This window comes from Nonomuraea sp. NPDC052265, assembly GCF_044547985.1.
GTDB lineage: Bacteria > Actinomycetota > Actinomycetes > Streptosporangiales > Streptosporangiaceae > Nonomuraea.
Map to the genome: position 1 here is coordinate 15,197 of NZ_JBIUBJ010000045.1, position 12,476 is coordinate 27,672.

9 protein-coding genes, 1 tRNA gene and 1 pseudogene are annotated in these 12,476 nt (G+C 68.4%); 5 read left to right on the plus strand and 6 right to left on the minus strand.

The genetic code is table 11. The features are described from left to right. Positions 1 to 36: 36 nt before the first annotated feature. The 3 genes from ACIHAD_RS47965 to topA all read right to left on the minus strand — a co-directional run bounded on the left by ACIHAD_RS47965 (position 37) and on the right by topA (position 4,648). Positions 37 to 609 carry a helix-turn-helix transcriptional regulator gene (locus ACIHAD_RS47965; protein WP_397361573.1) on the minus strand — a complete coding sequence of 191 codons (573 nt, stop codon included), beginning with the start codon at positions 607 to 609 and terminating at the stop codon, positions 37 to 39. A 72-nt stretch (positions 610 to 681) separates the two neighbouring features. Then, positions 682 to 1,950 (minus strand): metallophosphoesterase, encoded by a 1,269-nt coding sequence (locus ACIHAD_RS47970; RefSeq protein ID WP_397361574.1) that lies wholly within the window; start codon positions 1,948 to 1,950, stop codon positions 682 to 684. Positions 1,951 to 1,963: 13 nt separating this feature from the next. Then, positions 1,964 to 4,648: a type I DNA topoisomerase gene (gene topA, locus ACIHAD_RS47975; protein WP_397361575.1), complete on the minus strand. Its 2,685-nt coding sequence runs from the start codon at positions 4,646 to 4,648 to the stop codon at positions 1,964 to 1,966. A 207-nt stretch (positions 4,649 to 4,855) separates the two neighbouring features. On the opposite strand from topA, the gene ACIHAD_RS47980 reads away from it, so the two are divergent. Continuing rightward, positions 4,856 to 5,023 carry a DUF5703 family protein gene (locus ACIHAD_RS47980; protein ID WP_379478577.1) on the plus strand — a complete coding sequence of 56 codons (168 nt, stop codon included), beginning with the start codon at positions 4,856 to 4,858 and terminating at the stop codon, positions 5,021 to 5,023. A gap of 121 nt (positions 5,024 to 5,144) precedes the next feature. On the opposite strand, the gene ACIHAD_RS47985 is transcribed toward ACIHAD_RS47980, so the two are convergent. Next, the gene (locus ACIHAD_RS47985; protein ID WP_397361576.1) at positions 5,145 to 7,184 is read right to left on the minus strand and encodes a chaplin family protein; all 2,040 of its coding nucleotides are present in this window, start codon (positions 7,182 to 7,184) and stop codon (positions 5,145 to 5,147) included. A 252-nt stretch (positions 7,185 to 7,436) separates the two neighbouring features. Continuing rightward, complete coding sequence (locus ACIHAD_RS47990; protein ID WP_397361577.1) at positions 7,437 to 7,964, minus strand: hypothetical protein; 528 nt, start codon at positions 7,962 to 7,964, stop codon at positions 7,437 to 7,439. 373 nt (positions 7,965 to 8,337) lie between these two features. On the opposite strand from ACIHAD_RS47990, the gene ACIHAD_RS47995 reads away from it, so the two are divergent. Then, positions 8,338 to 8,423: transfer RNA gene (locus tag ACIHAD_RS47995), tRNA-Leu, on the plus strand. 208 nt (positions 8,424 to 8,631) lie between these two features. Continuing rightward, positions 8,632 to 8,919, plus strand: a complete 288-nt coding sequence (locus ACIHAD_RS48000) for a hypothetical protein (protein ID WP_397361578.1) — start codon at positions 8,632 to 8,634, stop codon at positions 8,917 to 8,919. Positions 8,920 to 8,967: 48 nt separating this feature from the next. On the opposite strand, the pseudogene ACIHAD_RS48005 reads toward ACIHAD_RS48000, so the two are convergent. Next, positions 8,968 to 10,080: pseudogene (locus tag ACIHAD_RS48005) on the minus strand (recombinase family protein); the annotation flags it as partial. A gap of 777 nt (positions 10,081 to 10,857) precedes the next feature. On the opposite strand from ACIHAD_RS48005, the gene ACIHAD_RS48010 reads away from it, so the two are divergent. After that, a complete protein-coding gene (locus ACIHAD_RS48010) occupies positions 10,858 to 11,235 on the plus strand; it encodes a GntR family transcriptional regulator (protein ID WP_397361579.1) in 378 nt (125 codons plus the stop codon). 683 nt (positions 11,236 to 11,918) lie between these two features. Further along, a complete protein-coding gene (locus ACIHAD_RS48015; RefSeq protein ID WP_397361580.1) occupies positions 11,919 to 12,308 on the plus strand; it encodes a hypothetical protein in 390 nt (129 codons plus the stop codon). Positions 12,309 to 12,476: the final 168 nt, after the last annotated feature.

The window sequence follows — 12,476 nt, forward strand, 5'->3', positions numbered from 1 at the left end:
AGGTTACACACCTGGAATAGCCCACCGAAAACATCATCAATTCATTACTCCGGCCTCTTGTCTGATCTCCTCCACCAGAGGGGACCAGGCGGCGCGGACGGCGGGCGGCAGCGCCAGCTCGTCCCAGAGCTCGACGAGCAGCGCGCCATCGACGTGGTCGAGCAGGTCGGCGGGACCTCCGTCGCTCAGCAGCGCCGAGTAGGCCGCCCGGCGCTGGTCGCGGTCGGCCAGGTCGTAGACCCGGCCGCCGAACCGCAGGACCCCCAGCGCCGCGGCCACCGGCAGCCGCCGCAGACCGCTCGGGACATGGAAGCTGCGACCGGCCGCCGTCTCCACGGCGAACTCGACCTTGGGCTCAAGGGCCAGCCGGAACCCGGCCGCGTCGAGGATGCGCCCCGCTGTCTCCAGCGTCGGCGACTTCCTGCCGTGCTCGTAGGCCGACAGCGTGGTGCGGGAGGTGCCGCTCCTGCTGGCCAGCGCCTTCTGGTTCATGCTCGCCGCGTGGCGCGCCTGCCTGAACAGCAGCCCGCCGCGCCTGGCCCAGAAGGCCACGTCGGGCGCGAGCGAGGCCGCCTGGCGCAACGCCCCTTCGGCGGGGGAGGAAACCATGCTCACCTCCTGCGAGTATCCGGACGGATACTACGCCAAGATGACACCACGTGGCCACCGCGTCGCGCAAAGTCAGGAACGCAGCTCCAGCATAGTGATCTCCGGCGGCGCTCCGACCCGTACGGGCGGCCCCCAGAACCCCGCGCCCCTGGTGACGTACACCTGCACGCCGTCGACCGTGGCCAGGCCGGACACGACGGGCTGTTGCAGGCCGACGACCAGGTTGAACGGCGCGATCTGCCCGCCGTGCGTGTGCCCCGAGAGCTGCAGGTCGACGCCGTAGCCGGCGGCCTGCTCCACCTGTACGGGCTGGTGCGCGAGCAGCACCGTGGACCGCCCGGGCGTGCGTCCGCCGAGCGCCTTGCCGAAGTCGGGCCCGTCGCCCGTGGCCTCGCCGTTGAGGTCGTTCACTCCGGCCAGGTCCAGTACGGCGCCCTGGTGCCTGATCTCCACGCGCTCGTTGCGCAACGAGCGGACGCCGAGCTGGTCGAGCTCCTCCACCCATTCCCGGGGGCCGTTCTGGGTGTAGTACTCGTGGTTACCGGTCACGAAATATGCCCCGTAGCGGGACTCAAGGCTTTTCAGTGGTCTTGCCAGGGCGCCCAACTGGGCGACGGACCCGTCCACCAGGTCGCCGACGATGGCCACCACGTCGGGACGCAGGCCGTTGATCATCCTGACGATGCGCTCGGTGTGGCCGATGCCCGTGAGCGGGCCCAGGTGGATGTCGCTCACCACCGCGAAGCGCAGGCCGTTCAGCCTCGGGTCGAGCTTGGGCAGCCTGACCCGCACCGGCTCCAGGACGGGGTCGCCCAGGGCGCTCGTCACGCCGTAACCGACCGTGCCCAGCGCGCCGGCCCCGGCCACCACCGCGGTGGTGCGCCCCAGGAACAGCCGCCTGCTCATGGGCGGCCCGGCCGCGGGCGGCGCGGAGACGGCCGCCACCACGGGAGCCGGGCTCGCCTCCGCGGGCGTCGCGGAGACGGCCGCCACCACGGGAGCCGGGCTCGCCATGACCGGGACCGGCTCCTCCACCGCCACCGGCCTGCGCTCGCCCCGGCGGATGAGCACCGACGCGACGGCCCGCGGCACCTCCAGCACGAGCAGGAACACCACGAGGTAGAACATCAACGCCACCCACAGGTAGCCCGGCCAGGCCAGCCAGTTGCCCAGCTCCATCCGCGTCCCCGCGAACGCGGCCACCACGAGCAGGACCAGCCCGACCAAGCCCCAGGTCAGCGCCTTGCGGACGCGCCCGGGGCGGGTCGCGGAGCGCACCATCCGATGCCACAGATACAGGTGCGCCGCCAGGACCAGAGCGACGAAGAACAGCACGATCACACGTCGATGCTACTTACGATTTGGCCGCCGACTTCTTCGCGGTCGTCTTCTTCGCCGGGGCCTTCCGCGTGGTCTTCTTCGGCGCGGGCGCCCGCTCGCGGCGCTCGGCCAGCAGCTCGGCGGCCCGATCGATGGTGATGTCCTCGACCGTGTCGCCCTTGCGCAGCGAGGCGTTCGTCTCGCCGTCGGTCACATAGGGGCCGAAACGCCCTTCCTTGACCACGACCGGCTTCTTCGACGTCGGATCGTCGCCCAGTTCCCGCAGCGGCGCCGCCGCCGCGGCCCGCCGCCCGCGCTGCTTGGGCTGCGCGAACAGCTCCTTGGCCTGCTCGATCGTGACCGTCAGCAGGTCCTCTTCGGACGCGAGCGACCGGGAGTCGGTGCCCTTCTTGATGTACGGCCCGAACTTCCCGTTGTGCGCCACGACCTCCTCGCCGTCGAGCTCGCCCACCACCCGGGGGATCGCCAGCAGCTTGAGCGCGTCGTCAAGGGTGATCGTGTCCAGCGACATCGTCTTGAACAGGGAGCTGGTGCGCGGCTTGGGGGCGTCCGCCTTCTTCGTCCGCTTCTTCGGCGCTTCTTCCTCGGCCGGCTCGGGCAGGATCTCCGTCACGTACGGCCCGTAACGGCCGTCCTTGGCCACGATCGTGTGCCCGCTCACGGGGTCGCGCCCCAGCTCACGGTCGCCGGTCGGCCGCGAGAACAGCTCCTCGGCCTTCTCCGCCGTCAGCTCGTCGGGCGTGGTGTCCTCGGGCACGTTGACCCGCGCGCCGTCCCTGTCCAGGTACGGCCCGTAACGCCCGACCCGCAGGACGATGTCCGTCCCCCTGATCGGGAACGAGCTGATCTCCTTGGCGTCGATGTCACCGAGGTCGGTGACCATCTCCTTCAGGCCCTCGTCGCCGTCGCCCGCGCCGTAGTAGAACCGCTGCAGCTCCGGCACCCGCTCGGCGCGGTCGTTGGCGATGTCGTCGAGGACCTTCTCCATCTCGGCCGTGAAGTCGTAGTCGACCAGGTTGCCGAAATGCTGCTCAAGCAGGTTGACCACGGCGAAGGCCAGGAACGACGGCACCAGCGCGGTGCCCTTCTTGAACACGTAGCCGCGGTCGAGGATCGTGCCGATGATCGACGCGTACGTCGAGGGACGCCCGATCTCGCGATCCTCCAGCTCCTTGACCAGCGAGGCCTCGGTGTAGCGGGCGGGCGGCTTGGTCGAGTGGGCGGCCACGTCGAGCCGCGACACGGTCAGCGCGTCGCCCTCGGCCAGGTTCGGCAGCCGCTTCTCGGAGTCGTCGCGGTCGGTCGAGGGGTCGTCGGCCCCCTCGACGTACGCCTTGAGGAAGCCGTAGAAGGTGATCGTCCGGCCGGAGGCGTTGAACTCGACGTCTTCGCCGGAAGCCGAACGACCGCTGACCTTGACGCTGATCGACTCGCCGACCGCGTCCTTCATCTGCGAGGAGACGGTGCGCTGCCAGATCAGCTCATAAAGGCGGAACATGTCGCCGGGCAGCCCGGTCTCGCCCGGCGTGCGGAACTCCTCGCCGGAGGGCCGGATCGCCTCGTGGGCCTCCTGCGCGCTCTTGACCTTGCTGGTGTAGACGCGCGGCTTGTCGGGCACGTACGCGGCGCCGTAGAGCTTGATGGCCTGCGAGCGGGCGGCCGCGATGGCGGTCTCCGACAGCGTGATGCTGTCGGTACGCATGTAGGTGATGAACCCCTGCTCGTACAGCCGCTGGGCGACCTGCATCGTGTACTTGGCGGAGAAGCCCAGCTTCCGGCTGGCCTCCTGCTGCAACGTGGTCGTCCGGAACGGCGCGTACGGCTTGCGCGTGTACGGCTTGCGCTCGACGGACTTGACCGAGAACGAGGTGCCCTGGAGCCTGCCGGCCAGCTCACCGGCGGCGGCCTCGGACAGGTGGAGCACGTCGGCCGTCTTGAGCTGCCCGGTGCTGGCGAAGTCGCGCCCCTGGGCCACCCTCTTGCCGTTGACCGAGCTCAGCGTCGCGGTGAAGTCACGCGGCCGCTCCTCGGGCTTGCCCGAGTCGAACAGCGCCTGCAGGTCCCAGTAGTGGGCGGAGGTGAACGCCATGCGCTCCCGCTCGCGCTCCACCACCAGCCGCGTCGCCACCGACTGCACCCGGCCGGCCGACAGCCGCGGCTTGACCTTCTTCCACAGGACCGGGCTGACCTCGTAACCGTAGAGGCGGTCGAGGATGCGGCGGGTCTCCTGGGCATCGACCAGGCGGAGGTTGAGGTCGCGCGGGTTCGCGACGGCGTCGCGGATCGCCTGCGGCGTGATCTCGTGGAACACCATGCGGTGGACGGGCACGGTCGGCTTGAGCACCTCGCGCAGGTGCCAGGCGATCGCCTCGCCCTCCCGGTCCTCGTCAGTGGCCAGGTAGAGCTCGTCAGCGCCCTTCAACAGCTGCCGTAGCTTGCTGACCTGCGCCTTTTTGTCGGGGTTGACGACGTACAGCGGCTCGAACCCGTGCTCGACATTAACGCCGAGGCGCGCCCAAGGCTCCTTCTTGAACGCCTCGGGGATGTCGTCGGCCCGCTCCGGCAGGTCACGGATGTGGCCGATGCTGGACTCGACCGTGTAGCCGGCGCCGAGGTATTTCTCGATCGTCTTCGCCTTGGCGGGCGACTCGACGATCACCAGGCGTGTTCCGCCGGAGCTGCCGTTCTTGGCTGGCACGCTGCTTCCTACCTCACTGTTCGCTTGCAATCCCCCTGCCGGGAGTCGGCATAGATCTGAAAGGTAACCCGACTCGCGGAAATTTCCTTCCCCCGGGCTACCCACTAGCTTCCGGGTCCACCCACAAGCACGCAGAATAAGGCCCATCGAGCGGCATGGCGCCCTGACTCACCCTGGAGACTAATCGTTGTGCTCGACTACTCCTACATGGATATCTTCATTCCGCGCGACCTCACTCGCGAAGCCGCACGTCAACTGCTGACCGAACACGCAGAGTACGGCCAGTGGGAGCTCGCTCGGGTGCGGGTGCACCCCGACGGGAGCCGGCACGTACGGCTGCGGCGCAAGGTCATCCGTGTCCGCAGCACGCTCTGAACCTGGACATGGCTTTGCCCGCCCCGGGCCGCGCCCCCGGAACGGGCAAAGCATCTCTCGCCTACCACTCACGGCGGGTGAGCGGTAGCGGTACCTGTGTTTACCTGCCTATGCCGTATATCTACTTACGGCCGAACCGGAACCGGCGGGCGGTCGCGAACAGCGTGGCCGAAGCGGCGAACATCGAGCCGAGCAGCAGCGCGAGCACCGAGCTGGAGTTCATCCCGGTGAGGCCGGCGGGCTGGGCGGCGCTCATCAGGCCCAGGTTGCCGACGGGCAGGCCACCGGTGGCGGACGTCACAGCGCCGCCGACCGGGGTGGAGGAGAGCAGGTCAGTGGCCGGGGAGAGCGGCGACGAGGGACGGGGCGGCGCCTTGCGCACGTTGTCGGCCCTGTCGGCGAGGTGACGCTTGCCGGGCCGGGCGGGGATGCGGTTCTGCCACGGCTTGGCCGGCACCTCCACCTTGCCGGGCGTGGCCTGGGCCGGAGCCTGCGCCTGACCGGGGAGGCCGGGCAGCTCGGGCAGGGCGGGCAGGCCCAGCGTCTTGGAGGCGTCGTCCACGAGCGGCAGCGAGGAGAGGCCGCCACCGACCGGCAGGCCCGAGCCCTGGAGCTGCTGCGTCACGTTGCCGGGAACCGGCAGGCCGCCGACGTTGGGCAGCCCGGCCGCGCCGCCGGCGCCGTTGACGCTGTTCAACGCGGGGACGGCGGGCACCGCGGGCAGCAGCCCGCTCTTGGCCGCGGCCGAGTGGCCGGTGGAGCGCAGGAACTGGCTGTAGCCGCCGCCCGGGTAACCCGGCTTGCCGACGTGCGCGCCGCCGAGGCAGCCCGCCGCGGCGTCGCCCAGCACGGCCACCGCGTTGCCGCAGACGTTGACCGGAGCGGTGATCGGCGCGATCACCTGGTTGCCGCTCAGCACCCCCGAACGCCCTGAGGTGTGGTTGCCGCCGCCGCCCACGCCGTCGTGCGGCGAGACGGTCGCGCTGCCCTTGCAGTGGGCGTTGGAGGCGCCGAGCACCGCGGCCGCGTTGCCGCAGACGTTGAGCGGCGCGGTGATCGGGGCCACGACCTGGTTGCCCGCCCCGACGCCCGACTGCCCGGAGGTGTGGTTGCCACCGGCGCCCCGGCCGCCGTTCTTGACCGAGACGACGCCCTTGCACCCGGCGAACGCCTTGCCGAACGCGGCCACCGCGTTCCCGCAGACGTTGACCGGAGCGGTGATCGGCGCGATCACCTGGTTGCCGCTCAGCACGCCCGAACGTCCGGAGGTCGTGTTGCCGCCCGCCCCCGAACCGGCGCGGGTGTTCAGCACCGTCGCACCGCCCCGGCAGTTGGCCACCGCGTTGCCGACGGCGTTGCCGCAGGCCGTGATGGGCGCCGTGATGGGGGCGATCACCTGGTTGCCGCTGCCCGCGCCGAACCGCCCGTCGGTGTCGTTGCCCGTGGAGCCCGGCGCGGCCATGTGGTGCTGCCAGCCGCCGCCGCCCGCGTTGGTGACGCCGGCGCCGCCCTGGCAGCCCGCGAACGCCCGCCCGAACACCGCCACCGCGTTGCCGCAGATGTTGATCGGCGCGTTGACCGGCGCGATCACCTGGTTGCCGCCCAGCGCGGAGGAACGCCCGGACGTACGGTTGCCGCCCGCGTTGCCGACGCCGCTGTTGTGCACGGAGGCGCCGCCCTTGCAGCCCGCGGTCGCGTCGCCGAAGATGGCCAGCGCGTTGCCGCAGGCGTTGATCGGAGCCGTGATCGGCGCCGTGAGCTGGTTGCCGCCGATGAGGCTGGAGTCGCCCGAGGTCTGGTTTCCGCCGGCGCCACCCTTGCCCTTGTTGTGGACGGTCGCGCCGCCCCGGCAGCCCGCGTCCGACTTGCCGAACAAGGAGATCGCGTTGCCACAGGCGTTCAGCGGCGCGGTGATCGGCGCGTTGACCTGGTTGCCGCCCAGCACGCTGGAGTTGCCGGAGGTGCGGTTGGGGATGTCGCTCGGGCCGACGTTCTCGACCGAGGCGCCGCCCTGGGAACCGGCGGTCGACTGGCCGGCCGCGCCGACCGCGTTGCCGCTGATGTCGATGGGCAGGTTGATCGGCAGGTTGACCTGGTTGCCGCCGCCGACGGAGGAGTCTCCCGAGGTGTCGGCGAGGGCCGCGCTGCTGCCGAACGACATGACCGCGACCGCCAGAAGGGCCGCAGGGGTAGATGCTTTAGCCCACGTACGCATGGTGAATGCTCCTAGTGGTTCTTGGGGGGATACCTGAAACGGTTCGCGGGCAGCCGAGGCCGTGCGAGGTCGCGCACAGCGGTGACCTCGGATTCGCGAACAGGTTGACTGACGTCTCACCCGCCGGCGGAGGGGATGGGACCACGCTCCGCCGCCGCTCTCCGGACGGGTCGTCCGGGGCGTGCCGAAATGGCGGGATCAGTCAGGTGAGAAGGAAGGGTCGTCCGCCGCTGTGCGGACGACGGGGGGCAGCACGCGCGCCATGACGGCGGGCTGGTACTGCAGCCGCGGGTCGACACCGGACCTAGCGACATCCCCCATACCGGGCCCGAACGGGCCACTGCCACCACCGTTGGGCACCAATCCATTGGTGTCCAAGATCTTTCCGGCGGAGGATGGTGGTGGCAGACCAGGATCCTGCTGGCTGTTGAGACCGTCCACGGTGCGCCCTGCCATCGCCTCGGCGTTGTCCGACGCCGAGAGGGAAGGGGGGACCGAAAGGGGAGCCGGGGACGCCTCGGCGGCTCCCGTGGTGGCCGCGGTGGCATCCGCGGCCGCCGGAGCGGCGGACATCATTCCGAACACGACTGCGAGCAGCCATCCGGCCGCCACCAGGGCGCCCATCGTGACTGCCCGCACGACAACTCCGCGAGCACCGGCCGCGAACCGCGCCATCCGGTCGGCCCGCTCGGCGGTCGTGTCCTGTTCCGGGAACGTCGTGGGCACGCGGCGCACAGCGAGGGACGACGCCCTCGACTGTCCGACCTTCGTGCGTGCCACCTGACCTCCCAGCTTCCGGAACCGGCCTCACGTCGTGAGGCCGGTCCGTGGACTCACCCCTCAACGATCCGTAACCGTAGCAGCACTCAAAGTTGCCGCAAGGGCTTTTCAGCAGAGACCCCGAAAAAGGCCAAGGACACGCCGGTCCGCTTCACGGAAGTCACCCAGGAGGGTCACCCGGGTGGTCGGACGGGGCCGGCGGCAAGGCGCCGGAGGAGCGACCCCTCCCCCTGTGCCGATACTTGGTATGACTCACCCCCCAGAGTTTGCTAACCTTACGGAGCCGACGCGAGATGACGGTCCCGCGTGCAGGCACCAAGTCCGGGTGGCGGAATAGGCAGACGCGCTAGCTTGAGGTGCTAGTGCCCAGTGATGGGCATGGGGGTTCAAGTCCCCCCTCGGACACAAACCGGTCGCCTATGGGGTCCTGGTCACGAGCAGACGTGACCAGGACTTTTTGTTTCGACGGCTGATAGGTCAGCCGGAGGCCGATCTCCGCGTAGATCTTGGCCTTCCTCATCGGGTCGGCGTTCGAGAGCACTCGCACCATGTCTCCAAGCCTGTGTGTGATCTCCGCCAGCTCATCACGTCTCAGCCGCTTCTGGGGCAGCGCGTGCGCACTGCTGAGACGTTGCTCGGCCGCTTTCTTGCGGACGAGCTCCTCCTGGATCCATCCGGCGACGAGAGCCGGGTCAGCGCCTGCCTCAAGGGCCGCCCGATGCTGCGCCAGCTTGCGATCGCACTCGGCGAGCTGGCGGCGTGCCATGGCGAGGGCCTGGGCCTCGGGCGGGACCACGTCCTGCGCGGCGGCAAGCATGTCGAGGGTCTGATCGACGTTGTGCGGGGCAAACAGCCGGCCGAGCCAGCGGTCCAGCCGCGGGACGACTCGGTCCTCTCGTAGATAGACGTTGCGAGGATGCATGAGGTGGTTCGCCAGGGCGTACTCCTCGGGGAAGCGGCAGCGGTAGTAGGGCGCGTCGTTGACCCACTGGCCCTGCATTCTGCGGTCACAGACGCCGCAGTACAGCAGTCCTCGTAGCTGGTACGGCTTCGGGGTGCGCTTGCGAGTCTTGTCCGTATGGCGATCGCCTCGCCCTGCCAGAGTCGCCTGGACGGCGTCGAAGTCCTGCTTCGACAGGATGGGCGGGTGAACGATCTTCTCGGACCAGACCCAGTCCTGCTTGGAGTTCCACCGCAGTTTGGTGGTGTGCCCCAGACCGACGTCATCCACGTCGATGAGGACTTCGTCCTTGCGCTGACGGTTCCACACCTGGTGGCCCGTGTAGCGAGGGTTGGTCAAGATCGCGCGCACGGCGCTCTTGGACCAGGCGACGCCCGAGCGGTGACGATTCCTGCCTGGGTCGTGGGCTGACGGACTGGGGATCCCATTGCGGCTCAGCCTCTCGGCGATGGCGAACAGGCCGTATCCGTCCAGGAACGCCGAGAAGATCTCCTCCACGACGGGGGCGGCAGCGGGGTCGAGCTCCAGACGGTGGGCGCGCTTCCCATCTGCCGCCTTGGCCGGATTGGGGTGAGGTCCAGCATCGGCCAAGCGGTAGCCGTACGGCGGCCGACCACCGAGGAACCGGCCTTCCATTTGCGTTTGGGCGGACATGGCGGTTCGCACACGGATCTTGATGCGATTGCGCTCGCCCTTGCTCATCCCGCCGAACACGCTCATGACCATGTCATGGCCCTCATTGGTCGGGTCGATCGGGCCGCCTACCTCGGGCACCCAGAGTGGGACTCGGAAATGGTCGAAGATCGGGATCGTCAGGCCGTACTGGTTGCCGTAGAAGGCCCGGTGGGGCTCGCCGATCACCACTGCTTCGAAGCCTCGATCGGGGTTGCGCAGCTCGGCGAGCAACGCCGCCGCTTGCGGGCGGCGAGCCCAAGGGATCGAGCGGGACTTGTCGATGTCGAAGAACTCGGCGACGATCACGCCCCCGCTCGGCTCGATGAGCGCGCGGGAACGGGTGATCTGCCAGGCCCGCGAGGACTCGGGATTTTGGTTGTCCTCAGTGGAGACTCGGCCATAGAAGGCGAAGGGAATGATGTCCATGGGTTCCCTCACGCTGCGTCCGAGTGACTGGTCTGCAGGACCTCGTACGCCTCCAGCAGGATGGCGAGCAGCTCCGCGGCAGCGCTGTGCTTCAGACGTGGGGGTCCACTCGGTAAGACGATGTGCGGAGCTGGGTGGTTACGGGGGACGGATGCGGCCATGATGGGGGTGCTCCTATTCGTTCTTAGTCAGCGGTAGGGGTACGGCTCCGGCGTCATGCTTGGTGGTATGGGCGCCGGGGCCGTTGGAAGCCGCCTCGTGACGCCGAGCTGGACGTCATGGCTGGCCTCTCGGCAGGACAACAAGTCAGCGACGCGGGCGCTGCGGTTGATCCTTAGGTGTAGCGGTCGTCGTTGGGGCGGCAGCCGGATCGGTCTAACCATCAACACCGGCCTCCCGTCTTCGGGTATTCGGCCAGGCCGACACCAGCAGAGCGACGAGAGGCCCTCCTCCGTGGAGATGCGACATGACCGTATTGTGGCACTGATCGCCGTATGGATCATTACTCTTCTTGCAGATCCTTGTCAGGGGTTTCAAATGCCTCGTTTTCCCTCTCCGGTGAGCGACGATCTGAACGAGATAGACAGTCTCCTGACCAGGTCGTTTTCGATTGGCGCTACTGCTCCACGAGATCCCCTAGCCCGTCAGTTGCGAGACCTTCTCGGTCAGGATGTCCTGCTGGTACGGACACTAGTTGAGATGTTTGTACTAGCTCAATCGGAAGGCAATACTCCCTGTCAGCTTCTCTGGTACAGCTAGCCCATTTACCCTGGGGCCATGTCAGTGCCCGACTTCAGCGACCCACGTCCGGCCTACCTTCAGATCGCCGACGACCTATGTCGGGAGGTAAGAGAGGGGCATCTGAAGGTCGGCGAGCGGCTGCCAGCACGGCGGCAGTTGTCCGAGCGCTACGGCGTCGCCATTGAGACGATCCGCCGAGCGCTGGACGAACTCACGCGCGAGGGCCTGGTCAGTGCGCACTCAACGCGCGGGACATATGTGATCAAGACTCCTGGCAGCCCTCAGCCATCGTCCCTTGAGCTTCAGCAGGTGCTCGACGAGGTGCGGAAGCTCGCCGAGCACGTGGAACGGCTTGAGACTCGCCTTGCAGACCTCGAAGCTCGCTGGCGCCTATACACCGGGGGAACGTATTAGCCGCCGCCACGCAGGTCGACGCTCGGTTCCACGGGCCAGCGCAACGGACACGCTTGATAGGGCAACATCCACATGCCAGACGCGTGTGCGTGGACAGGTTCAGTCGTACGCCTTCCTCGGCTCCGGCGAAACAGTCGTCGAGAAGCCGCGGGTCCAGGTGGAGCGGCCCGAGCGTAGCGAGGGTCGACTACCTGGAGGCGCGGCTTCCCGACGACTATGCTCCCGCGGCGAGGAAGGCACCGGAGAGGCTGTAGAACCGCACCCATCGCCTCTCTGTAATCTCCAATCCCCAGCTCGACTCAGGAGTGCACACGCTCGTCCTGTTCTCGGCTTCAGCGGGAGAGACCGCGGCCCTGATCGTTCTGGCTGCTGGAGCGATGAGGCGTTGGTTGGTACGCCTGAGACCGCCCTCGCGGTTCGAGGCGGCCAGGAGTGCGTGAGGCTGCCGACCTCAGGACGTCCGTAGAGTTCGCTGCGATGTACCTGGCGCGGATGGCCTGTTCGGCCTCTCGTTGGTCGGGGGTCAGGTCGAGGCGATGGGAGATTTCACCTCGTATGGCGGCAAGCTCACCTTGAACGCGGTTGGCGGTCTGGCGAAGCTCATTGACGTATCTCCTGGCGGCGGTGAGATCACGATCGCGAGCCGCCTCTAGGGCGGAGGGCAAGGTGTCCGCCAAGTTGGCATGGTGTTGCTGAATCGATGGCCAGGCGGCGGAAGATGGCGCCCGATCAGCGGCCAGACGAGCAGCTTGTTCCAGTGCAGGGATCTGAGTGTTGATCCGTGCGACTTCATCGATGAGGCTGTCCTGGTGTTGGCGGAGTTCACCAAGCGCGATCGTAAGAGTGTGACGGCGGGTACGGTGCCATGGGCGGAGAGCGGTCAGTTGGCGCTGCAGGGCGCGTTCGCGCTGGCGAAGTTCCGTCAGACGCTGACGACTCGCTGTGACGCTCTGGCGGGCACGGCTCAGGTGCAGGCCTGCCGTTTGGGCAGCCTCGATTCGGCGGGCTTGTTCGTCCAAGGCCACGCGCTCACTCAGCAGGCGGTGTTCGTACGTCCCGCCGCCCTCGGTTAGCAGACGCTGAAGTGTCTGCTCTGCGGTCTCGGCCTTGGTGAAGACCCTAGCCAGACGCCGGCCGAGTCGGTTCTGTGCATCCCCCCGTAGCGTGGAGACCGAACCGGGAGAGGTTTGGTCGTGGCAGCAGTCACGCGGCGGCGCTTTGATCCGGAGTTCCGGGCTGGG

Bases quoted from the DNA above. Each gene is read 5' to 3' on its own strand.
- ACIHAD_RS47980 (WP_379478577.1), top strand. From the start codon at position 4,856: ATGGATATCTTCATTCCGCGCGACCTCACTCGCGAAGCCGCACGTCAA.
- ACIHAD_RS47965 (WP_397361573.1), bottom strand. From the start codon at position 609: ATGGTTTCCTCCCCCGCCGAAGGGGCGTTGCGCCAGGCGGCCTCGCTC.
- ACIHAD_RS48015 (WP_397361580.1), top strand. From the start codon at position 11,919: ATGGTGTTGCTGAATCGATGGCCAGGCGGCGGAAGATGGCGCCCGATC.
- ACIHAD_RS48010 (WP_397361579.1), top strand. From the start codon at position 10,858: ATGTCAGTGCCCGACTTCAGCGACCCACGTCCGGCCTACCTTCAGATC.
- ACIHAD_RS47985 (WP_397361576.1), bottom strand. From the start codon at position 7,184: ATGTCGTTCGGCAGCAGCGCGGCCCTCGCCGACACCTCGGGAGACTCC.